Raw genomic sequence first — 20623 nt, 5'->3', positions numbered from 1 at the left:
GATTCACCATCCGTGGCCAGCCAAACTCCGTGGCATCATTCATGTTCATGGGGTTTTATCATGACAATTGCTCATGTTCTGGGCTATCCGCGTATCGGCGCGGACCGTGAACTCAAGAAGGCCAGCGAGGCTTACTGGAAGGGCGACATCGATCGCCAGGACCTGGAGGCCGAGGGCCGCGAACTGCGCCGCCGCCACTGGGCGGCCCAGCGCGAGGCCGGCCTGGACCTGGTCACGGTCGGCGACTTTGCCTTCTATGATCAGGTGCTCAACGTCTCTACCCTGCTCGGGGCAGTGCCGGCGCGCTTCGGCGCCGAGCACGAGGTGGCCCGCGGCGAGGTCGATCTCGACACCGCCTTCCGCATGGCCCGCGGTCGCGCGCCCAGCGGCGAGCCCGCGGCGGCCTGCGAGATGACCAAGTACTTCGATACCAACTACCACTACCTGGTCCCTGAGCTTTACCCGAGACAGCGCTTCCAGTTGGCCAGCACGCGGCTTTTCGACGAGGTCGCGGAAGCCCGGGAGCAGGGCCATGCGGTCAAGGTGGCGCTGACCGGTCCGCTGACCTGGCTGTGGCTGGGCAAGGGACGCGGCGACCACGCCGAGGCCTTCGACCGCCTCAGCCTGCTCGACGGGGTGCTGGAGGTCTATGACCAGGTGCTGGCCAGGCTCGCCGCCCAGGGCGTCGAATGGGTGCAGCTCGACGAGCCTGCACTGGTGCAGGACCTGCCGGCGGACTGGAAGCAGGCCTACGAGCGGGCCTATCACCGCCTGCAGGCGGCACCGCTCAAGCTGCTGCTGGCGACCTATTTCGGTGGGCTGGGCGATAATCTCTCGCTGGCCGTGGGGCTGCCGGTGGACGGCCTGCACCTGGACGCGGTGCGTGCCCCGGAGCAGGTCGAGGCGGTGGTCGACCGCCTGCTGCCCCACAAGGTGCTGTCGCTGGGCGTGATCGACGGTCGCAACGTTTGGCGCGCCGACCTGGCCGCGCTGCGCGGCCGGCTGGTGCCGCTGGCGACCCGCCTGGGCGATCGGCTGTGGCTGGCGCCGAGCTGCTCGCTGCTGCATGTGCCGGTGGACCTCGCGGCCGAGAGCGAGCTCGACGACGAGCTCAAGGGCTGGCTGGCCTTCGCCCGCCAGAAGCTCGATGAGACGGTGCTGCTGGGCCGTGCCCTGGGCGCTCGGTTGAGCGCCGACGACGAGGCGCGGCTGGCCGAGGCCGGCGTGGCGCTGGCCGCGCGTCGCGGTTCGCCGCGCATCCATCGCCCGGCGGTGGCCGAGCGGCTGGCGGCAGTGCGCGACGCCGACAGCGAGAGGGCCAGCCCCTACGTCGACCGAGTCCGGGCCCAGCGGCGGCGCCTCGACCTGCCGTTGTTCCCCACCACCACCATCGGCTCCTTCCCGCAGACCGCCGAGATCCGCGCCGCGCGTCGTGCGCACAAGGCCGGGGAGCTGTCCTGCGCCGACTACGAGGCGCGCATGGAAGCCGAGATCGAAGGCGCGGTGCGCCGGCAGGAGGCGCTGGGGCTGGACATGCTGGTGCACGGCGAGGCCGAGCGCAACGACATGGTCGAGTACTTCGGCGAGCGGCTCGATGGCTTCGCCTTCACCCGCTTCGGCTGGGTGCAGAGCTACGGCTCGCGCTGCGTCAAGCCGCCGATCCTGTTCGGCGACGTGGCCCGCCAGGCGCCGATGACCGTGCGCTGGAGCGAGCGGGCCCAGTCGCTTACCGACAAGCCGATGAAGGGCATGCTCACCGGGCCGGTGACCATCCTGCAGTGGTCCTTCGTGCGCGACGACCAGCCGCGCGCCACCACCTGTCGGCAGATCGCCCTGGCGCTGCGCGACGAAGTGGCCGACCTGGAGGCCGCCGGCATCCAGGCCATCCAGATCGACGAGCCGGCGCTGCGCGAGGGGCTGCCGCTGCGCCAGGCCGAATGGCAGGGCTATCTCGACTGGGCGGTGGACTGCTTCCGGCTGAGCGCGGCGGTGGCGGCCGATGCGACTCAGATCCACACCCACATGTGCTACTCGGAGTTCAACGACATCATCGGCGCCATCGCCGCGCTGGACGCCGACGTCATCACCATCGAGACTTCGCGCTCCGACATGGAACTGCTCGACGCCTTCCGCGACTTCGCGTACCCCAACGAGATCGGGCCGGGCGTCTACGACATTCACTCGCCCAATATCCCCGAAGTGGACTGGATGGTGGCGCTGATGGACAAGGCGGCCGAGCGCATCCCGGTCGACCGGCTATGGGTCAATCCGGACTGCGGCCTGAAGACCCGCGGCTGGGCGGAGGTGGAGCCGGCGCTCGCCAACATGGTCGAGGCGGCGCGGGTGCTGCGCCGGCGTCACGGCTGAGCCGGGCCGATCCTCATGACGACCCTCGCCGGGCGGCGCCAAGCCGCCCGGCGACTGGTATGCTGGCGGCCATGGAGTCCCGCTGCACAAGGAGTCATTGCCATGCCGCATTCCTCGTCTTTCCGGATCGCCCTGCCGCTACTGATGGCGCTGGGACTGTCCGGCTGCGTCACCTACGTGAACTCGCCGGCGCCTGAGCCTGCTCCCGAGCCGCCGGCGATCGACGAGGCCAACGCCGGTGCCGAGGATGAGGCCCCGGCATCGCCCAAGGCGCCGCTGCTGCCCTCGACGCTGTTCCCCGGCGAGGCCGACGAGCTGGTCGGCTGGCGCTGCACCCCGGCCCAGGATCTGGTCACCGCCGCCACCGGAGACGAGCTGAGGTTGTGGTCGGCCCTTGGCGCCACGCGGCTCGAGCCTGCGGTGGTGGCCAGCGGTAGCCGCTACCAGAAGGGGGCGCTGAGCGTCTGGCTCAAGGGCAACGAGGCGCTGGTCGAGAGCCAGCGAGGCCGGCTGGACTGCCGGCGCGATATCGCCCTGGATGCGCTGACCCGCGAGGGCCATCCGGGCGTGATGTTCCATGGCCGCGGCAACGAGCCGGGCTGGAGCGTCGAGCTGGCCAACGACGTGCCGAAGCTCGATCTGTCGCTGGATTACGGCAATCGGGAGCTGACGCTGCCCTACCGGGTGACTACCCTCGACAACGGTGCCGGCCGGGTGATCCTGGCCAGCGGCCAGGCGGCCCGCCCCTTCACGCTGCGCATCGAGGCCAAGGCCTGTTTCGACGACATGAGCGGCCAGCCCTGGCCGGCCCGGGTGACACTGGCGCTCAATGGCGAGACCTACCGGGGCTGCGGGCAGGGGATTGCGCCCTGAGCGCCTCGCCTTTGTTCGATATAGTCGAACGATAGCTGCGGTTTTTCCCGCTTATCGTGGTCAAAAACGAATATATAATGGCGATCATTCCTCAGCTAACGATGCTTCAAGGAGATCGCCATGACCCGCGTCCTCGTTCTGACCTCTTCCATCCTCGGCGGCAACTCTCAGCAACTGGCCGATCACTTCAGCGGCCTGGCCGTCGAGCGTGACGGCGTCGAAATCACCCGCCGCGACCTGGTGGCCGACGAGCTGCCCCATCTGGGCCTGGCGGAGCTGTCCAGCTGGCAGGTGGCAGCGGACGAGCGCAGCGACGAACAGCGCGAGCTGGCGGCCCGCTCCGATGCACTGATCGAGGAGCTCCAGGCGCATGACGTCGTGGTGCTGGGCGTGCCGCTCTACAATCTCGGCATTCCCTCCCAGCTCAAGGCCTGGTTCGACCGCGTGATGCGTGCCGGCGTGACCTTCCGCTACACCGAGAACGGTCCCCAGGGCCTGCTGGAAGGTAAGCGTGCGGTGATCCTGGCCGCCCGCGGTGGCCAGTATGCCGGTACCGAGCTCGACAGCCAGACCCCGCACCTCAAGGGCATGCTGGGCCTGATGGGCATCGGCGAGGTGAACACGGTGTTCGCCGAGGGGCTGGCCATGGGTGAGGCGCAGCGCGACGGCGCCATGGCCGAGGCTCGCCAGGCCATCGCCGGGCTGGTCGAGCGTCTCTGACCCCGAACGCCGGACCGGCGCCGGAACGTGGAAAGTGAGCAGGGCGGCCTTCGGGCCGCCCTGCTTTCGCGTGGGCGATGCTCAGCAGGTGGGCGGCGAGGCCAGCCGCCAGCGCGGGTCGACGAATCGGCCAAGGCAAAGTCTGGCATCCGGCGACAGCAGGCGGGCTCCCAGCAGCTGAAGGGCCTCGTCGCTGTCTCGGCGCGGGGCATCCAACTGGCGGGTGGGCGTCAGCGGCCGCCAGCCGTCCGTGCTGCGCTCGGCGAGGGCGAAGCGGAAGGGATGAAAGCCAGGGAAGCCCAGCCTCAGGTCGGTGGCCACCAGGATGGCCGGCTCGGTTCGTTCATCGATCTCGTAGTGCAGGAAAGGGCCGGCGAACCAGTCCAGCCGCCGGCCGGCCCGGCCGGAGAGGGCGATCGCCTCCGCCTCGGTACCGCGCGTGAAGGTTTCCACGCGAGGCCGCTGGCGGCCGTCGAAGACGCCAATCAGCAGCTCGTGATAGCGATCACTCTCTGCCACGGTGGCGCGCCACAGCAGCACGTTGAAGGGCGTGGGCTGCACCAGCCGTGGCGCCTCGCTCAAGCCGCGTTCGGCAAGCACCGGTTCGAGGCGCTGCTCGACCAGCGTCCTGGCCCCCAGCGACAACGTCAGGTAGAGGCAGGAGAGCGCGAGTCCCCAGGCCGGGGCTCGGTGGGCACGGCCGGTGATCAGCGCTATCAGCACGCCCCCCAGCAGCGGCAGCGAATAGAGCGGATCGATGATGAATACCAGCGGATAGGCCGTGGGGCGTACGTCCAGCGGCCACCATAGCTGGGTGCCGTAGGTGGTCAGGGCGTCCAGCAGCGGATGGGTGAGCAGGCATAGGCCGAAAAAGGTCGCCCAGCGCCGCAGGCCGATGTCGCGCGCAGGCGCGAGGCGCGTCGCCAGCAGCGCCAGGGCCGCCGCGAGCCCGGCCAGCACGAACAGCGAGTGACTGAAACCGCGGTGGCGGGTGACGTTGGCGACCGCGTCGCCGTAGTCGATGACCACGTCCAGGTCGGGCAGGGTGCCCAGGACGGCGCCAAGCAGCACCGCCTTGCGGCCCAGTCGGCGGCCCAGCACGGTGCCACCGATCGCCGCGCCCAGCGCGGCCTGTGTCAGGGAATCCATGTTCGCGTGCGTCCTCTCGTCGGCGCCGGCTCAGGTGTCGGACGTGGCGTCCGGGCGCGCCCAGGCGGGTCCCGCGGCGAGGATGCGCGTCTGTACCGGGCAATCGTCGCGGTGGGCGCCGGGCAGGTAGCCGGTGCTCATCAGGAATTCGCCGACGATCTCCGGGCCGGTGAAGCGGAAGGTACGCTTGAACAGCTTGACCCAGTCGCCATGGGGGCGTGGGTGGTGCGCCTCCAGCCATCCCCGGAAGCTGCCGTGCTCGGCCTGGAGCCGACGCACCACGCCGGCGTTGTGGATGACCGCGTCGACCTTGAGGCGGTTGCGGATGATGCCGGCATCCCCCAGCAGGCGGGCTCGCTCTGTCTCGCCGTAGGCGGCCACGCGGTCGATGTCGAAGTCCTCGAAGGCCGCGCGGAAGGCGTCGCGCTTCTTGAGCACCGTCAGCCACGACAGCCCGGCCTGGTTGATCTCCAGCACCAGGCGTTCGAAGAGCACGTGGTCGCCTTCCACCGGGAAGCCGTATTCGTGGTCGTGATAGGGGCCGTGAAACGGATGGGCCGGGGCCAGGTCACAGTAGTGGCTCATGAGTCCTGCTCGTCGAGTTTGGCGAAGTCGTGTGTTGCTGTCAGCATGCCCCGGTTCGTCCGTTCTGTGAATAAGGAGAATTTCATGCAATACCTGCACACCATGGTCCGGGTCAGCGATCTGGAAGCCTCGCTGCACTTCTACTGTGACCTGCTCGGCCTCGAGGAAGTGCGTCGCAAGGAGAGCGAGAAGGGCCGCTTCACGCTGGTGTTCCTCGCTGCGCCCGCCGACGAGGCGCGCTCGACGGAGCTCCAGGCGCCGGAACTCGAGCTGACCTGGAACTGGGACCCCGAGACCTATACCGGCGGGCGTAACTTCGGCCACCTGGCCTATCGCGTGGCCGATATCTATGCGCTCTGCGAACGCCTTCAGTCCGGCGGGGTCACCATCAACCGTCCGCCCCGGGACGGCCACATGGCCTTCGTCAGGAGCCCCGACGGCATCTCCGTCGAGCTGCTGCAGGAAGGCGAACCCCAGGCCCCGCAGGAGCCCTGGGCCTCCATGGAGAATGAGGGGTCGTGGTGAAAGGAGAAGAGTGAGGCGGAAGTGGCGAGTGGTTAGTGGTGAGTCGTGAGTAGCGAGTGGTGAAGGCGTGAGCGGTGAGACGTCCGCCGCCGACGGGGAAGCCGTCGGCGGCGGTGTCATGGTGGGCCGTGGCGTCAGTCCGGTCGGACCGCCATGCGGCCACTGCCCAGGAACACCAGCGCCAGGGCGCCGAGGAAGTACAGGCCCTGCAGCTCCAGCTCCCAGCCGCCGTTGTCGTTGAGCATGAAGATCTGGCCGGTGTGCACCAGCAGGAAGGCCACCAGCATGTTGCCGGCCATCAGCAGTCCCGCCAGCCGGGCCTGCCAACCGACGATGGCCATGATCGGGGCGACGACCTCGCCGATCAGTACCCCATAGGCCAGCACGGCGGGCAGCCCGTAGCCCTCCAGCATGCCACCGATCCAGTCGATCGATCCCGGATTGAGCAGCTTGGATATGCCGTGGAACAGTATCAGCCCGCCTACGCCGAGGCGCAGGATCAGCTTGCCGAGGGGCTCGTTGTGCAATGCATTGAGCATGGGACATCTCCGTGTCGATGGGGATGCTGAAAGCATTGTCCGAAAGGCCCGCCTGGGGCAAGCTTGGTCGCGATACCGCCATTCCCCGTTCAAGGACGATGTCATGATCGTTAAGCTACGCCATGCCCTGCCGTTGATGCTGCTCACGCTGCTGGTAGGCTGTGCCTCCGGCCCCGCGCCGGTGGACCAGAGCGGCGAGTCTGTTTCCGGCCCGGTGGTCGGGCCGCGCTGGAACCTGCTGCTGGTTGGCACCAGCGATCGCCTCGACATGCCGACCACGCCCTGGTTCGAGATCTCGTCGGAGGGCCGGGTCAGCGGTCATGACGGCTGCAATCGCTTCACCGGTAGCGTCGAGCTGGGACCGAACAACCGCATCGAGTTCGGCCAGTTGGCATCTACCATGATGGCCTGCCCCAACATGGCCGAGGCCGGCCAGGTGACCGCCATGCTGGATCGCGCCTATCGCTACCTGATCGACCACGACCGCCTGGTGTTCTTCGGCCCCGACCAGCGGGTACTGGGCGGTTTCCGACGCGACGATTGAGCGTGGTGTCCTGAAGCGCGAACGGCCCGCCGGATAGGCGGGCCGTTCGCGTTACACGGGGTGTTTCCTAGAGCGCGGCGATCTTGTCGCGCTGCTCCACCAGCACGCGGCGGGTGGCCTGGAAATCCTCCAGCTTGCCGCGCTCCTTCTGCACCACCGCTTCGGGGGCCTTGGCAACGAAGCTCTCGTTGCCGAGCTTCTTCTCGATGCCGCCGATCAGCTTGTCCTGCTTGTCGATCTCCTTGGCCAGGCGCGCGAGCTCCGCGTCCTTGTCGATCAGCCCGGCCATGGGCACCAGCACCTCCATCTCGCCGACCAGTTGGGTGGCCGCGAGCGGCGCCTGCTCGGGGTCGTCGAGCCAGGTGACGCTCTCGAGCTTGGCCAGCTTGGCGAGGAACGGCCGATTGGCCTCCAGGCGCGCGCTGTCGCCCGCGGTACCCTTGGTCAGCAGCACCTCCAGCGGCTTGCCCGGGGCGATGTTCATCTCGGCGCGGACGTTGCGCACCGCGACGATCACGCCCTTGAGCCACTCGATGTCGCGGGTGGCGTCGTCGTCGATCAGCGCCTCGTCGGCCAGCGGCCAGGGCTGGGTCATCACGGACTCGCTCCCGCCCTCGGAGGCGGTGCCGGCCAGCGGCGCCACGCGCTGCCAGATCTCTTCGGAGATGAACGGCATCATCGGGTGGGCCAGGCGCAGCACGGCCTCGAGCACGCGCACCAGGGTGCGGCGGGTGCCCCGCTTGGCGGCCTCGGAGGCGGCGTCGTCCCACAGCACCGGCTTGGAGAGCTCCAGGTACCAGTCGCAGTACTCGTTCCACACGAAGTCGTAGAGCGCCTGGGAGGCGTGGTCGAAGCGGAACTCTTCCATCGCCTTCGTTACCTGGGCCTCGGTCTTCTGCAGTTGGGAGACGATCCAGCGGTCGGCCAGCGACAGCTCTACCTCGCCGCCGGCCGCCCCGCAGTCCTGGCCCTCGGCGTTCATCAACACGTAGCGCGAGGCGTTCCACAGCTTGTTGCAGAAGTTGCGATAGCCGTCGAGGCGGCCCATGTCGAACTTGATGTCGCGACCGGTGGTGGCCTGGGACAGGAAGGTGTAGCGCAGGGCGTCGGTGCCGTGGGGCTCGATGCCGTCCGGGAACTCGCCGCGGGTGGCCTTGGCGATCGCCTTGGCCTTCTGCGGCTGCATCATGTTGCCGGTGCGCTTCTCGACCAGGGCGTCCAGCTCGATGCCGTCGATCAGGTCGATGGGGTCGAGCACGTTGCCCTTGGACTTGGACATCTTCTGGCCCTGGCCGTCGCGCACCAGGCCGTGGACGTAGACCTGCTTGAAGGGCACCTCGCCGGTGAACTTCAGGGTCATCATGATCATCCGTGCGACCCAGAAGAAGATGATGTCGAAGCCGGTGACCAGCACGCTGGACGGGTGGAAGGTCGCAAGCTCCGGCGTCTGCTCGGGCCAGCCCAGGGTACCGAAGGTCCACAGCCCGGAGCTGAACCAGGTGTCGAGCACGTCCTCGTCCTGGGTCAGTTCGAGGTCGGCGGGCAGATCGTGCTTGGCGCGCGCCTCTTCGGCGGTGCGCGCCACATAGACGTTGCCCTCGGCGTCGTACCAGGCCGGGATGCGGTGGCCCCACCACAGCTGGCGCGAGATGCACCAGTCCTGGAGGTCGCGCATCCAGGCGAAGTACATGTTCTCGTAGTTCTTCGGCACGAACTCGATGTCGCCGTTCTCGACCGCGGCGATGGCCGGCTTGGCCAGCTCCTCGACGGCCACGAACCACTGGTCGGTGAGCAGCGGCTCGATGACGTCGCCGGAGCGGTCCCCAAAGGGCAGGGTGTTGTTGACGGTCTCGACCTGCTCGAGCAGGCCGGCGGCGTCCATGTCGGCGACGATGCGCTCGCGGGCCTCGAAGCGGCCGAGGCCGGCGTAGGCGGCGGGCAGCGAGGTGTCGATGTCGGCAAGCGGACGGCCCTGGAGGTCGAACGCCTCGGCGGCCGCGAGGACGGCGGCGTCCTTGGTGAAGACGTTGATCAGCGGCAGGTCCTGGCGCTTGCCGACCTCGTAGTCATTGAAGTCGTGGGCCGGGGTGATCTTCACGCAGCCGGAGCCCTTGTCCATGTCGGCGTGCTCATCCGCCACGACCGGGATGCGGCGGCCGACCAGCGGCAGGTCGACGAACTTGCCGACCAGCGAGGCGTAGCGCGGGTCTTCCGGGTTGACCGCCACGGCGCTGTCGCCGAGCAGGGTTTCGGGGCGGGTGGTGGCGACGACCAGGTAGTTCTTGCCGTCGTCGGTGGTCATGCCGTCGGCCAGCGGATAGCGGAAGTGCCAGAACTGGCCCTGCTGGTCCTTGTTCTCGACCTCGAGGTCGGAGATGGCGGTGTGCAGGGTGGGGTCCCAGTTGACCAGCCGCTTGCCGCGGTAGATCAGGTCCTCTTCATAGAGGCGCACGAAGACTTCCTGCACGGCCTTGTAGAAGCCGTCGTCCATGGTGAAGCGCTCGCGGGACCAGTCGACGCTGGCGCCCATGCGGCGCAGCTGGCGGGTGATGTGGCCGCCGGACTCGTGCTTCCACTCCCAGATCTTGTCGGTGAAGGCCTCGCGCCCGAGATCGTGGCGGCTCTTGCCTTCCTCGGCGGCGACCTTGCGCTCCACCAGCATCTGGGTGGCGATGCCGGCGTGGTCGGTGCCCACCTGCCACAGGGTGTTGCGACCCTGCATGCGCCGCCAGCGCGTCAGGGTGTCCATGATGGTGTCCTGGAAGGCATGGCCCATGTGCAGGCTGCCGGTGACGTTGGGCGGCGGGATCATGATCGAGAAGGGCTCGCCCTCGCCGGAAGGGGCGAAGCGGTTGTCGGCTTCCCAGCGCTCGTACCAGCGGGATTCGATCTGCTCGGGTTGGTAGGTCTTGTCCATGGGGGCTTCCGGGTCGAAGGAGGTGGCGACGACGCGGCACGGCGGGCCTTTCGGGCCGGCGGTGCGGGACGCGAAAAATGGGCTCGATTATAGCCCGAGGGGCCGGGCGGCGTCATGGGCCGGGAGAGGGCGCCGCCTGCTGCTGTCTGCGAGATGGATGGCCGGGGCTGATCCGGCGACAGGTCTTCGAGGGGGCGCTGTGAACCCATCCCTGGGCGCTACCTTTTGCCATCCATGGCAAAAACCCCCTCTACGACCTGTCCCCGGCGCCCCGCCGTGGCTGATCGGTACCGTCAGGCCCCGGCGCGCAGATGGTGAGGGGTGACCGGATAGCCACGCTTCTTGTAGGTCTGCCAGCAGCGCCGCTTGGCGGTCAGCACCGCCTGGTGCTGGTTGATGATCTCGGCGACCCGCTCGAAGCGCGAGAACCACTCGGGGATGTCGGGATGCAGGTTGAGCATCGCCTGCACGCCGGCGTCGCCGGGCGGCGGCTCCTGCCAGCCGATGGTCACCGGCACGCCGTCGGCCTGTTCGCTGCCCACCAGGGCATGGGGCAGGTAGGCGTCGGGCCGGAAGGTCCACAGGACGTCGTCCAGTTCCCGGGCCATGGCCTCGTCCTCGGCGTGCAGATGCAGCCGGTAGCCCTTGCGGGCGATGGTCTCGGCCAGCCGGCAGGCGAACGCCAGCCGCGCTTCCAGGGTGGTCTCGGGGAGGATGTAGAAATCGATGCGGGTCATGGGGCCCTTCGGGCAAGCTGTAAGCTAGGAGCGGCGCTTTGCGCCTGGAAGCTGTAAGAAAGGCGCTTGGGCCTGGTTTGGCATCATCGCCCCATTCGAGAGGGCGTTACGGAAACCTTTAGCCATCTGCCATCGAGGCTGATGACATGGTGTTACCCACTCTACAGTCTACCGTTTGAAGCTTACAGCTCAGGGCGTAGCTCGGTGGTCATACGCCGCCATCGACGTCGATGATCGAGCCGGTGGAGAACTCGCTGCCGATCAGCCACATGATGGCCGAGGCGATCTCTTCGGGCTCACCGATGCGGCCCAGCGGAATGCGCTGGCCGGCGACGTCGACCTTGTTCGCATTGTCGGCGCTGGCGTGGATCGCGGTGCGGATCACGCCAGGGCGAACGGCGTTGACGCGAATGCCTTCGCCGGCGACCTCTCGGGCCAGTCCGCGCGTCAGGCTGTCGACGGCTCCCTTGGACGCGGCGTAATCGACGTACTCATCGGGGCCGCCCAGGCGAGCGGCCACCGACGAGACGTTGACGATGGCGCCGCCGCTGCCGCCGCGGCGAGTCGACATGCGCTTCACCGCCTCCCGGGCACAGATCATCGGTCCAGCGACGTTGATGCGCATCATGCGCTCGACGCGCTCGAAGTCCATGTCCTCGACGCGGCAGTTGACGTCCACCACGCCGGCGTTGTTGACCAGTACGTCGAGGCGACCCAGCTCGGCGTCGACGATAGCGAACAGCCCTCGGATACCGTCCTCGCTGGCGACATCGGCCTGTGCGGCGATGGCTTGCCCGCCTGCTTCGCGGATGGCGCTGACCACGCCTTCGGCGGCCCGATGATCGCGGAGATAGTTGACGACCACCGTATAGCCCTGGCGAGCCGCCAGTTGCGCAGTGGCCGCGCCGATACCGCGGCCGGCACCGGTGATCAGCATCACGGGATTCATGCGATGTCTCTCCTGCAGGAAAGGCCGGGCTCCCCGGGCGACGGCCCGGGGAAAATGGCCCTATACCAGGCGGGTCAGCCAGCCGTACTTGTCCTCGCTGCGGCCGTACTGCAGATCGAGCAGACGGGTGCGCAGGCGCTTGGCGATCTCGTTGTCGCCCTCGGTGGCCAGGCGGAGGGTGTCGTCCTCGGTCACCAGTTCGCCCACCGGGGTGATGACCGCCGCGGTGCCGCAGGCGAAGACCTCGATGATCTCGCCGCTGGCCGCGCCCTCGCGCCACTCGTCGATGCTGATCGGACGCTCCTCCGGGGTCAGGCCCTCGTCTCGTGCCAGGGTCAGCACCGAGTCGCGGGTCACGCCCTCGAGGATGGTGTCGGTCAGGCGCGGAGTGACGATGCGGCCGTCGCGGTAGACGAAGAACAGGTTCATGCCGCCCAGTTCCTCGATCCACTTGTTCTCGGCGGCGTCGAGGAAGGCCACCTGGCTGCACTCGTGCTCGGCCGCTTCCTTCTGCGCGGCCAGGGAGGCGGCGTAGTTGCCGCCGCACTTGGCGAAGCCGGTGCCGCCGGGTGCGGCGCGCTTGTAGTGGGAGGACAGCCAGATCGATACCGGCTTGATGCCGCCCTGGAAGTAGGCCGCGGCCGGGGAGGCGATGACGTAGTAGTCGACCTCGTGGGACGGGCGCACGCCGAGGAAGGTCTCGCTGGCGATCATGAACGGACGCAGGTAGAGGCTCGACTCGTCGGCTTCGCTGGCCGGGGTCGGCACCCAGGCGTGGTCCTGGGCCAGCAGCGCCTTGAGCGAGTCGATGAAGTCATCGTCGGAGAGCTCCGGCAGCGCCAGGCGGCGGGCGCTGCGACGGAAGCGCTCGGCGTTCTTCTCCGGGCGGAAGGTCCACACCGAGCCGTCGGCGTGCCGGTAGGCCTTGACCCCTTCGAAGATCTCCTGGCCGTAGTGCAGCACCGCGGCGGCCGGATCCAGGGTCAGCGGGCCGTAGGGGCGTACCTCGTGGCCGTGCCAGCCGGCGTCGACGGTCCAGCGCACGTGAGCCATGTGATCGGTGAAATAGCGGCCGAACCCGGGGTTTTGCAGGATGTCCTCGCGGATCGGGGCCGCCAAGGGTTGGGCGGCGGGCAGCACGGTAAAACGTTCGGTGGACACGGCTTGTTCTCCGCTTCATCGGGGCGCTTCCCGCACCCCGGTACGCTAAACAGGATCACCGGGCCGCTCGGCCCGGTGCGTTGCAATCGACGCCTTTCATGAAAAAGTCGTCACGCCCGGAAGGCAACCCCCGGACGTGATATCCCTCAGGCCTCGTCGTCCGTCTCGAGCCGGCCGTCGGTCTCGCGATCCAGCAGGTACTGGGTGAGCAGGCTGACCGGCCGGCCGGTGGCGCCCTTCTGCTGGCCGGAATTCCAGGCGGTGCCGGCGATGTCCAGATGCGCCCAGGGGAACTTGTCGGTGAAGCGCGAGAGGAAGCAGCCGGCGGTGATGGTACCCGCCGGACGCCCGCCGATATTGGCCAGGTCGGCAAAGTTGGAGTCCAGCTGCTCCTGGTACTCGTCCCAAAGCGGCAGGTGCCAGGCGCGGTCCCAGGCGGTCTCGCCGGCATCGAGCAGGTCCAGTGCCAGGTCATCGTCGTTGGCCATCAGGCCGGTGGCGTGATGGCCCAGCGCGATGATGGCGGCGCCGGTGAGGGTGGCGATGTCGACCACGCTGGCCGGTTCGAAGCGCTCGGCGTAGGTCAGGGCGTCGCACAGCACCAGACGGCCCTCGGCGTCGGTGTTGAGCACCTCCACCGACAGGCCCTTGAGGGTCTTGATGATGTCGCCAGGCTTGGTGGCGCGGCCGTCGGGCATGTTCTCGGCGCTGGCGACGATAGCCACCAGGTTGATCTTCGGGCGAATGGCAAGCACCGAGGTGACGGCGCCGAACACGCTGGCGGCGCCGCACATGTCGAACTTCATCTCGTCCATGCCGGCACCGGGCTTGAGCGAGATGCCGCCGGCGTCGAAGGTGATGCCCTTGCCGACCAGCACATGCGGCGCTTCGTCCGGATCCTCGGCCCCCTGATACTTCATCACGATCAGCCGCGAAGGCTCCTCGCTGCCGCGTCCCACGGAGAGCAGCGAGTGGGCGCCGAGCGCCTCGAGGGCTTCCTCGTCGAGGATCTCGGCGCTCAGCGCGCCGTTGGAAGCGGTGGCCAGCTGCTCGGCACGGCTCGCCAGGTAGCGCGGCGTGCAGACGTTGCCGGGCAGGTTGCCGAGGGTTCGGGCGGCGTTGATCCCCTGGCCGATGCCATCGCCGACCCGCGCGCCCTCGCGGGCCGCCTCGGCGTTGCCGCCTTCGCTGACCAGCAGGGTGACGCGCTCGAGCCGCGGCTGGGGGCCGGGCTCGGACTTGAACTCGGTGAATCGATAGACGGCGCGGTGGGCGGCCTCGGCGACCATGCGGGCCTTCCAGTCGCAGTCGCGGTCGGGAACCGGTACGTCAGTGAAGGCGACCGCAGCATCGTCGGCCGGAAGCGTTGCCAGTGCCGTGAAGGCAGCGTCCACGGCCTTGCGGAAGGCGCCTTCCTGGCACTTTTCACGGTTCCCCAGGCCGACCAGCAGCAGGCGATCGGCGTTCAGCCCCGGAGCGAAGGGGATCATCTGCACGTTGCCCAGCTTGGCGTCGAAGTCTTCGCGATCGATCAACTGGCCGATCAGCCGCTCGCTGGCGTCGTCGAGCTTGGCGGCGGCGGGCAGCAGGTCGCCATCCTTGAACACCGGGACCACGAGGCAGGCCGTCTCGGCCTTGGCGGGGTTGGCCGTCTGAACTAGGAATTCCATGGTGTCTCCACAAGACAAGCGGTGGGGGATTCTGGATAATGCCGGCACGTTGCCGAATCGTCCCAGTGTACCCCAGGATCCTGCCGGACTTCACACCGAACTATCGTGTCCAGAGGGATCGTATCCTGAGGGCGGACCCTGGCGCTCGTGTCTCCGTCGTCCGGCGGGGCCGTGCCTCGCACGATCGACGCGGGCGATGGGCGACGCGTCCGACGGGCGGCCGGGACGGTCGCCATGGCATGGAAGATGGTCGGGCCGCACGGCCCGGGCCGGGAGACAACGTTGATCATATTCCGCTACCTGACCCGCGAGATCCTGCAGACCATGGCCGCCGTGGCCGGGGTGCTGCTGCTGGTGATCATGGGCAGCCGTTTCATCCGCTACTTCGCCAACGCGGCGGAGGGCGAGATTCCGCTCGATATTCTCGGCACCCTGATGCTCTTCCACCTGCCGGGCTTTCTCGAACTGATCCTGCCGCTGGCCTTCTTCCTGGGCATCCTGCTGGCCTATGGCCAGCTGTATCTCAACAGCGAGATCACCGTGCTGGTGGCCTGCGGCACCAGCCCCAACAAGCTGCTGCAGGTGAGCCTGGTGCCTGCCACCGTGGTGGCGGTGCTGGTAGGGCTGTGCAGCCTGTGGCTGACCCCTGCCGGGGCGCTGCACAATGAGGTGATGCTCGAGAAACAGCGCAGCCAGCTGGATTTCTCGGCCCTGACGCCGGGGCGTTTCCAGGACTTCGGCGGCGGGCGGACCGCCTACACCGAGGCGCTGACCGAGGACGACAGCCGCATGCAGGAGGTCTTCATCAGCGAACGACAGCGCCGCTCCGACGGCACCCCCTCCACCGTGGTCACCCGGGCCGCCGCCGGCTACCAGACCGTCGACCCCGAGACCGGTAGCCGCTTCCTGGTGCTCTCCGACGGGGAGCGCTACAGCGTCGCACCGGGGCGTGCCCAGGCCGAGCGCCTCGAGTTCGGCAGCTACGCCGTGCGATTGTCGCGGGACGAGGAGAGCCTCGACCTCGACGAGCCCGAGTTCACCACCACGGCGGCATTGCTGGCCGACGAGAGCACTGCCGGCGAGGCCCAGCTGCAGTGGCGCCTGGGGCTGCCGCTGATGGTGTTCATCCTGACCCTGCTGGCGATGCCGCTGTCGCGGGTCAATCCGCGCCAGGGCCGTTTCGCCAAGCTGCTGCCGGCGATCTTCCTCTATGTGGCCTACCTCAGCCTGTTGCTGGCGGCGCTGGACGCCATTGCCAGGGGCAACTGGCCGGCCACCCTCGGCATGTGGCCGATCCATGCGACCTTCCTGGCCATCGGCCTGGCGATGACGCTGCAGGCCCAGCGCAAGGGGATGAGCGGATGATCGCCGATCGCCTCGACCGTTACATCGCTCGCCAGATCCTCGGCGCCATCCTGGTGGTCCAGGTGATCTTGCTGGGCCTCGACATGGTCATCACCTACATCAACGACCTGGGCGACGTGGAGGGCGACTACGGTGCCCTGCAGGTGTTCTTCTACCTGGTATTCCGGCTGCCCTGGCGCTTCTACCAGTATGCGCCGGTGGGCGTGTTGATCGGCGCCCTCATCGGGCTCGGCAGCATGGCATCGAGCAACGAGCTCACCGTGATGCGCGCCGCAGGCCGGTCGCTGACCCGTATCCTGTGGGGGGTGATGAAGCCGATCATCCTGGTGATCGCGGTGGTGCTGTTCGTCGCCGAGTTCGTCAGCCCCAAGACCGAACAGTTCGCCAGCGCCTGGCGGCTCGAACAGCGGCAGGGCGAGGGCGCGGTCCTGACCGAGAGCGGCGGCTGGCAGCGTGAGGGCAATGACTTCTATCGCTTCGGGGCGATTCGCGCCGACCAGGTAGTGCTGGACCTGACCCGCTATCGCTTCGAGGGACGCGAGCTGCGCGAGACGCTCAATGCCCGCCGCGCGGTATGGCGCGACGGCGCCTGGGTGCTGGAGGACGTCTCCGAGACCCGTTTCGTGGACGGCCGTACCGAGGCCAGCCACCTAGCGAGCCGCCCCTGGCGAACCGAATTGACCCCGCAGAGCCTCGACCGGCTGCTGCGGGACGTGGAGACCCAGGCGCCCAGCGAGCTGTGGGCCTACGCTCGTCACCTGCAATCCCAGGGCCAGGATGCCACCCAGCCGCTGATCTACTTCTGGCAGAAGGTGCTGATGCCGCTGACCATGGCCTCGCTGGTGCTGGTGGCGGCCTCCTTCGTGTTCGGTCCGTTGCGCAGCGTGGCCGCCGGCACCCGGGTGTTCTATGGCGTGGTCACCGGGCTGGTGTTCAAGTACCTGCAGGACCTGCTGGGGCCGGCCTCCACGCTGTTCGGCTTTTCCCCGGCCTGGGCGGTGCTGGTGCCGACGCTGCTGTGTGCCGGCCTCGGGCTCTACCTGCTGCGCCGAACCGGCTGATCCGGAGTCCCGTCATGCCGCGACGCTTCGACCGCCTCGACGATGTCTGGCCCGCCGGCCTCGGCCGGCGCCTCGGTGCCATGCTCTACGACGGCCTGCTGGTGCTGGCGCTGTGGATCCTCATCGCCGCCGTCCATGTGGCGGTGAGCCGCCTGGCGATCGGCCTGTCTCCCGAGCGGGTCGGCCTCGGTGCCGCCCAGGTATGGTCGCTGCGTGCGCTGATGGCGGGGGCCGCCTGCCTCTTCTTCACCTATTTCTGGACCCGCGGCGGCATGACGCTGGGCATGCAGGCCTGGCGGCTGCGCGTGCAGACGACGGACGGCCATGCCATCGGCTGGCGCCAGAGCCTGGTGCGCTGCGTGGTCGGAGCGCTGGCCTTCCTGCCGCTCGGCCTTGGCCACCTGTGGGTGCTGTTCGACGGCGAGAAACGCAGCTGGGCGGACATCGCCTCCGGCACCCGGCTGGTGGTGTTGCCTGGGCGACGCTGACGTCGTCGTGGGCGTCCCGCGACCAAGGTAGTGGTACGCTATGCTTGCGATAGCCCATGCGAATCATTTACATTCGGTCTCGTGATCGATGTGAGGTGATGTCATGTACGTGTGTCTGTGCAAGGGTGTGAGCGACAAGGCGATCCGTCGTAGCGTGGAAGAGGGCGCGCGCAGCTGGCGTGAGGTCCAGCGCGAGACGGGGTGCGGCACCCAGTGTGGCAAGTGCGCCTGCATGGGCAAGGGCATCACTCGTGAGGCCATCCAGGAAGAGCTGTCCCTGGCCCAGCAGGGTCTCGCCTACGCCGTGTGATGGCAATCGCTATCGTTTCTTTTGGCGTTTTCAACCGTCTGATTTATTTGAATTTTTCCTGATATCGCCTAGACTGCCGTCAGACATGGCGGTGCGCTCCTGCGCGTGCCAAGCTGATCAACGACCCTGACGACAGCAATGAGGTAGTAGTCATGAAAGGCGACAAGAAGGTCATCGAGTACCTCAATACCGCCCTCGGTAATGAACTGGTGGCGATCAACCAGTACTACCTGCACGCCAAGATGTACCAGGACTGGGGCCTGGCGGCGCTCGGCAAGTTCGAGTATGAAGAGTCCATCGACGAGATGAAGCACGCCGACAAGCTGATCGAGCGGATCCTGTTCCTCGAGGGCGTGCCCAACCTGCAGGACTACGGCAAGCTGCTGATCGGCGAGGACACCAGGGAGATGCTCGAGTGCGATCTCAAGCTCGAGCTGCAGGGCCGCGACGACTACGTCGAGGCGATTGCCTACTGCGAGTCGGTGCAGGACTACGTCACCCGCGACCTGTTCCGCGACATCCTCGCCGACGAGGAAGAACACATCGACAAGCTCGAGACCGAGCTGTCGCTGATCGACAAGGTCGGCATCGAGAACTATCTGCAGAAGCAGATGCACGACGCGGAATAAGCTCACCGGGCTGCGCCCGGAGCTGTAAGCTATAAGCGGTAAGAAACCCCTGGACCTGAAAATGGCTGGGGGTTTCTTGCTTTCGAGCTTCGCTGCCTCGGGGATGCCCTTCGAATCCCGCGACTCGATGCTCGCGACACACGGCTCTTCCCTGCCTAGAACGCCTTCTCCAGGGCGAAGCGCGGCAGCGGCTCGCCCTGCACCTCCACGGTCTCCATGAACATGTCCAGCGGGCGCACCCACAGGCCGTAGTCGCCGTAGAGGGCGCGGTAGGTCACCAGCGGCTCTTCGGTCTCGCTGTGGTGGGCCACGCCGATGACTTCGTAGAGCGGGCCCTTGTAGTGGCGATAGATGCCGGGCACGGGATGCTGGACGTCCATGTAGGTCTCCGGGTCAGGGGGAGGAGGCGGCATCGCGAGCCAGCCTGGCGAGGGTACGCGAGGCGGCCACGAAGCCGAAGCTGCCGGTGACGAAGGTCGCCGCGCCGAAGCCCGAGGCGCAGTCGAGGCGGGTGGCCTCGCCGCGGCCGGGCTTGGCATGGCAGACCTCGCCGTCGGCGCCGGGATAGACGAGCTGCTCGTCGGAGTAGACGCACTCCACCGAGAAGCGTCGCTTGGGGTTGCGCGAGAAACCGTGGTCGCGGCGCAGTCGCGAGCGCACCTTGGCCAGCAGCGGGTCGTGCTCGGTGCGCGTCAGGTCGGCCACCTTGATGCGGGTCGGATCGGTCTGGCCGCCCGCCGCGCCGGTCACGGTGATCGGCAGCTTGCGGCGCTTGCACCAGGCGATCAGCGCCGCCTTGGCCACCACGCTGTCGATGGCGTCGATGACGTGGTCCAGCTCCTCGGGCAACCGCTCGGCCAGGTTGGTCGGGGTCACGAAGGCGGTATCCGCCACCACCTCGATGCCGGGCTGGATGGCCCGGCAGCGCTCGGCCAGCACCTCGACCTTGGGGCGGCCGACGGTGCCGTCCAGGGCGTGCAGCTGGCGGTTGACGTTGGACACGCAGACATCGTCGAGGTCGATCAGCGTCAGCTTGCCGATACCGGAGCGGGCCAGGGCCTCCACGGCCCAACTGCCCACGCCGCCGACCCCGATCACCGCGACGTGGGCGGCGCGAAAACGGGCCAGGGCACGGGCGCCGTAGAGGCGTCGAATGCCGCCGAAGCGCAGCTCATGGTCGTCGGTCTCGAGAGAGGCGGGGCTCGGGAAATCGTTCATGGCATTTCACAGGGCTCGGGGGAGGAGGCGCGACGGTTGGCGGGCAAGTGGCCCGCCCAGCCGAAGCGCCGGAACAGCTCGGTCATGGGCGCATCCAGGGCGCAGCCCAGATCCAGGCGCTGGCCGTCCACCGGATGGTCGAAGCTCAGGCCCACGGCGGCCAGCAGCAGCCGCGGGCAGTCGAGATGGTCGGCGAAGAAGCGGTTGTGCACGCCCTTGCCGTGCTTGGCGTCGCCGATGATCGGGTAGCCGCGCTGGGACAGGTGACGGCGGATCTGGTGGCGCCGCCCGGTCAGCGGGCGTGCCTCCATCAGCGAGTAGCGGCTGGTGGGGTAGCGATCGACCCGCACCGGCAGCTCGACGCTGTCCAGGCGCCGCACCTCGGTGATGGCCTCCATGGCTGGCATCTCGGCCTTGGGGCGGTGGCCGTCCTCCTCGCGCAGGGCGTACTCCAGGCGCTCGGCGTCCGGGCCTGTACCGCGCACCACGGCGAGATAGCGCTTGGCGACCCGCTGCTGCTCGAAGGCCTCGCCCAGGCGGCGAGCGACCTCGGACGACAGCGCGAACACCATCAGCCCCGAGGTGGGGCGGTCGAGGCGGTGCACCGGATAGACCCGCTGGCCCAGCTGGTCGCGCAGCGTCTGCAGCAGGAAGTGCCGTTCGCCCCGGGCCAGGGCGCTGCGATGCACCAGCAGCCCGGACGGCTTGTGCACGGCGACCAGGTGCTCGTCATGGTGAAGGATGGGCAGCGGTTCGGACATCGGCGGCTCGGGGATGTTGCGAGGGTGCCCATTGTCGCTGTGTGGCGTGTGGATG

At 68.1% G+C, this 20623-nt stretch carries 21 protein-coding genes; 10 read left to right on the top strand and 11 right to left on the bottom strand.

What is annotated here, in order from left to right:
• The first annotated feature begins 60 nt into the window (after nucleotides 1-60).
• The 3 genes from metE (at nucleotide 61) to FHR96_RS01875 (ending at nucleotide 3960) form a co-directional block, all read left to right on the top strand.
• Complete coding sequence (gene metE, locus FHR96_RS01885) at nucleotides 61-2367, top strand: 5-methyltetrahydropteroyltriglutamate--homocysteine S-methyltransferase (RefSeq protein ID WP_183385938.1); 2307 nt, start codon at nucleotides 61-63, stop codon at nucleotides 2365-2367.
• A 102-nt stretch (nucleotides 2368-2469) separates the two neighbouring features.
• Nucleotides 2470-3240, top strand: coding sequence for a COG3650 family protein (locus FHR96_RS01880; protein ID WP_183385937.1), 771 nt, complete (start codon nucleotides 2470-2472; stop codon nucleotides 3238-3240).
• Between the two features lie 120 nt (nucleotides 3241-3360).
• Entirely contained in the window at nucleotides 3361-3960 is a 600-nt protein-coding gene (locus tag FHR96_RS01875; protein WP_183385936.1) for an FMN-dependent NADH-azoreductase, read from the top strand.
• An 81-nt stretch (nucleotides 3961-4041) separates the two neighbouring features.
• On the opposite strand, the gene FHR96_RS01870 is transcribed toward FHR96_RS01875, so the two are convergent.
• Both FHR96_RS01870 and FHR96_RS01865 read right to left on the bottom strand, forming a co-directional pair.
• The gene (locus tag FHR96_RS01870) at nucleotides 4042-5109 is read right to left on the bottom strand and encodes a metal-dependent hydrolase (protein ID WP_183385935.1); all 1068 of its coding nucleotides are present in this window, start codon (nucleotides 5107-5109) and stop codon (nucleotides 4042-4044) included.
• Between the two features lie 30 nt (nucleotides 5110-5139).
• Entirely contained in the window at nucleotides 5140-5694 is a 555-nt protein-coding gene (locus FHR96_RS01865; protein WP_183385934.1) for a DNA-3-methyladenine glycosylase I, read from the bottom strand.
• Between the two features lie 84 nt (nucleotides 5695-5778).
• Here FHR96_RS01865 and FHR96_RS01860 point away from each other — a divergent pair, with 84 nt between their 5' ends.
• Entirely contained in the window at nucleotides 5779-6219 is a 441-nt protein-coding gene (locus FHR96_RS01860) for a VOC family protein (RefSeq protein ID WP_183385933.1), read from the top strand.
• A gap of 134 nt (nucleotides 6220-6353) precedes the next feature.
• Here the strand turns inward: FHR96_RS01860 and FHR96_RS01855 are convergent, their stop codons facing one another.
• Entirely contained in the window at nucleotides 6354-6758 is a 405-nt protein-coding gene (locus tag FHR96_RS01855; protein WP_183385932.1) for a DoxX family protein, read from the bottom strand.
• Nucleotides 6759-6861: 103 nt separating this feature from the next.
• Here FHR96_RS01855 and FHR96_RS01850 point away from each other — a divergent pair, with 103 nt between their 5' ends.
• Nucleotides 6862-7302 (top strand): META domain-containing protein, encoded by a 441-nt coding sequence (locus FHR96_RS01850; protein WP_183385931.1) that lies wholly within the window; start codon nucleotides 6862-6864, stop codon nucleotides 7300-7302.
• A 67-nt stretch (nucleotides 7303-7369) separates the two neighbouring features.
• On the opposite strand, the gene FHR96_RS01845 is transcribed toward FHR96_RS01850, so the two are convergent.
• The 5 genes from FHR96_RS01845 to FHR96_RS01825 form a co-directional block, all read right to left on the bottom strand.
• Complete coding sequence (locus FHR96_RS01845; protein WP_183385930.1) at nucleotides 7370-10219, bottom strand: valine--tRNA ligase; 2850 nt, start codon at nucleotides 10217-10219, stop codon at nucleotides 7370-7372.
• A gap of 293 nt (nucleotides 10220-10512) precedes the next feature.
• A complete protein-coding gene (locus FHR96_RS01840) occupies nucleotides 10513-10956 on the bottom strand; it encodes a DNA polymerase III subunit chi (RefSeq protein WP_183385929.1) in 444 nt (147 codons plus the stop codon).
• Between the two features lie 208 nt (nucleotides 10957-11164).
• Nucleotides 11165-11905: an SDR family oxidoreductase gene (locus FHR96_RS01835; protein WP_183385928.1), complete on the bottom strand. Its 741-nt coding sequence runs from the start codon at nucleotides 11903-11905 to the stop codon at nucleotides 11165-11167.
• 60 nt (nucleotides 11906-11965) lie between these two features.
• Nucleotides 11966-13066: a branched-chain amino acid aminotransferase gene (locus FHR96_RS01830; RefSeq protein WP_183385927.1), complete on the bottom strand. Its 1101-nt coding sequence runs from the start codon at nucleotides 13064-13066 to the stop codon at nucleotides 11966-11968.
• A gap of 146 nt (nucleotides 13067-13212) precedes the next feature.
• Nucleotides 13213-14736, bottom strand: coding sequence for a leucyl aminopeptidase (locus FHR96_RS01825; RefSeq protein ID WP_183385926.1), 1524 nt, complete (start codon nucleotides 14734-14736; stop codon nucleotides 13213-13215).
• Between the two features lie 282 nt (nucleotides 14737-15018).
• On the opposite strand from FHR96_RS01825, the gene lptF reads away from it, so the two are divergent.
• From lptF to bfr, 5 genes are all read left to right on the top strand, one after another.
• Nucleotides 15019-16101 (top strand): LPS export ABC transporter permease LptF, encoded by a 1083-nt coding sequence (lptF, locus tag FHR96_RS01820; protein WP_183385925.1) that lies wholly within the window; start codon nucleotides 15019-15021, stop codon nucleotides 16099-16101.
• Nucleotides 16098-17162 (top strand): LPS export ABC transporter permease LptG, encoded by a 1065-nt coding sequence (lptG, locus tag FHR96_RS01815; protein WP_183385924.1) that lies wholly within the window; start codon nucleotides 16098-16100, stop codon nucleotides 17160-17162. Before lptF ends, lptG begins: the two co-directional genes overlap by 4 nt.
• Before the next feature lie 14 nt (nucleotides 17163-17176).
• The gene (locus tag FHR96_RS01810; protein WP_183385923.1) at nucleotides 17177-17650 is read left to right on the top strand and encodes an RDD family protein; all 474 of its coding nucleotides are present in this window, start codon (nucleotides 17177-17179) and stop codon (nucleotides 17648-17650) included.
• A 103-nt stretch (nucleotides 17651-17753) separates the two neighbouring features.
• On the top strand, nucleotides 17754-17960 hold the full coding sequence (locus FHR96_RS01805; protein ID WP_183385922.1) for a (2Fe-2S)-binding protein: 207 nt from the start codon (nucleotides 17754-17756) through the stop codon (nucleotides 17958-17960).
• Between the two features lie 152 nt (nucleotides 17961-18112).
• Entirely contained in the window at nucleotides 18113-18589 is a 477-nt protein-coding gene (bfr, locus tag FHR96_RS01800; protein WP_183385921.1) for a bacterioferritin, read from the top strand.
• Nucleotides 18590-18744: 155 nt separating this feature from the next.
• On the opposite strand, the gene FHR96_RS01795 is transcribed toward bfr, so the two are convergent.
• From FHR96_RS01795 to FHR96_RS01785, 3 genes are read right to left on the bottom strand one after another with little or no spacing between them, the layout of a single operon-like run.
• Complete coding sequence (locus FHR96_RS01795; protein ID WP_183385920.1) at nucleotides 18745-18969, bottom strand: DUF1653 domain-containing protein; 225 nt, start codon at nucleotides 18967-18969, stop codon at nucleotides 18745-18747.
• Nucleotides 18970-18982: 13 nt separating this feature from the next.
• Complete coding sequence (tcdA, locus tag FHR96_RS01790) at nucleotides 18983-19807, bottom strand: tRNA cyclic N6-threonylcarbamoyladenosine(37) synthase TcdA (protein WP_183385919.1); 825 nt, start codon at nucleotides 19805-19807, stop codon at nucleotides 18983-18985.
• The gene (locus tag FHR96_RS01785) at nucleotides 19804-20568 is read right to left on the bottom strand and encodes a pseudouridine synthase (protein ID WP_183385918.1); all 765 of its coding nucleotides are present in this window, start codon (nucleotides 20566-20568) and stop codon (nucleotides 19804-19806) included. The genes tcdA and FHR96_RS01785 overlap by 4 nt, the downstream gene beginning before the upstream one ends.
• Between the last annotated feature and the right edge of the window lie 55 nt (nucleotides 20569-20623).

The sequence above is a fragment of the Halomonas organivorans genome, assembly GCF_014192055.1.
Taxonomy (GTDB): Bacteria; Pseudomonadota; Gammaproteobacteria; order Pseudomonadales; family Halomonadaceae; genus Halomonas; species Halomonas organivorans.
This window is presented reverse-complemented; position numbering and strand designations above follow the sequence as displayed.

Excerpts from the sequence above, each read along its gene's own strand:
- metE (WP_183385938.1), top strand. The coding sequence starts at position 61 with ATGACAATTGCTCATGTTCTGGGCTATCCGCGTATCGGCGCGGACCGT.
- FHR96_RS01880 (WP_183385937.1), top strand. The coding sequence starts at position 2,470 with ATGCCGCATTCCTCGTCTTTCCGGATCGCCCTGCCGCTACTGATGGCG.
- FHR96_RS01875 (WP_183385936.1), top strand. The coding sequence starts at position 3,361 with ATGACCCGCGTCCTCGTTCTGACCTCTTCCATCCTCGGCGGCAACTCT.
- FHR96_RS01870 (WP_183385935.1), bottom strand. The coding sequence starts at position 5,109 with ATGGATTCCCTGACACAGGCCGCGCTGGGCGCGGCGATCGGTGGCACC.
- FHR96_RS01865 (WP_183385934.1), bottom strand. The coding sequence starts at position 5,694 with ATGAGCCACTACTGTGACCTGGCCCCGGCCCATCCGTTTCACGGCCCC.
- FHR96_RS01860 (WP_183385933.1), top strand. The coding sequence starts at position 5,779 with ATGCAATACCTGCACACCATGGTCCGGGTCAGCGATCTGGAAGCCTCG.
- FHR96_RS01855 (WP_183385932.1), bottom strand. The coding sequence starts at position 6,758 with ATGCTCAATGCATTGCACAACGAGCCCCTCGGCAAGCTGATCCTGCGC.
- FHR96_RS01850 (WP_183385931.1), top strand. The coding sequence starts at position 6,862 with ATGATCGTTAAGCTACGCCATGCCCTGCCGTTGATGCTGCTCACGCTG.
- FHR96_RS01845 (WP_183385930.1), bottom strand. The coding sequence starts at position 10,219 with ATGGACAAGACCTACCAACCCGAGCAGATCGAATCCCGCTGGTACGAG.
- FHR96_RS01840 (WP_183385929.1), bottom strand. The coding sequence starts at position 10,956 with ATGACCCGCATCGATTTCTACATCCTCCCCGAGACCACCCTGGAAGCG.
- FHR96_RS01835 (WP_183385928.1), bottom strand. The coding sequence starts at position 11,905 with ATGAATCCCGTGATGCTGATCACCGGTGCCGGCCGCGGTATCGGCGCG.
- FHR96_RS01825 (WP_183385926.1), bottom strand. The coding sequence starts at position 14,736 with ATGGAATTCCTAGTTCAGACGGCCAACCCCGCCAAGGCCGAGACGGCC.
- lptG (WP_183385924.1), top strand. The coding sequence starts at position 16,098 with ATGATCGCCGATCGCCTCGACCGTTACATCGCTCGCCAGATCCTCGGC.
- FHR96_RS01810 (WP_183385923.1), top strand. The coding sequence starts at position 17,177 with ATGCCGCGACGCTTCGACCGCCTCGACGATGTCTGGCCCGCCGGCCTC.
- FHR96_RS01805 (WP_183385922.1), top strand. The coding sequence starts at position 17,754 with ATGTACGTGTGTCTGTGCAAGGGTGTGAGCGACAAGGCGATCCGTCGT.
- bfr (WP_183385921.1), top strand. The coding sequence starts at position 18,113 with ATGAAAGGCGACAAGAAGGTCATCGAGTACCTCAATACCGCCCTCGGT.
- FHR96_RS01795 (WP_183385920.1), bottom strand. The coding sequence starts at position 18,969 with ATGGACGTCCAGCATCCCGTGCCCGGCATCTATCGCCACTACAAGGGC.
- tcdA (WP_183385919.1), bottom strand. The coding sequence starts at position 19,807 with ATGAACGATTTCCCGAGCCCCGCCTCTCTCGAGACCGACGACCATGAG.
- FHR96_RS01785 (WP_183385918.1), bottom strand. The coding sequence starts at position 20,568 with ATGTCCGAACCGCTGCCCATCCTTCACCATGACGAGCACCTGGTCGCC.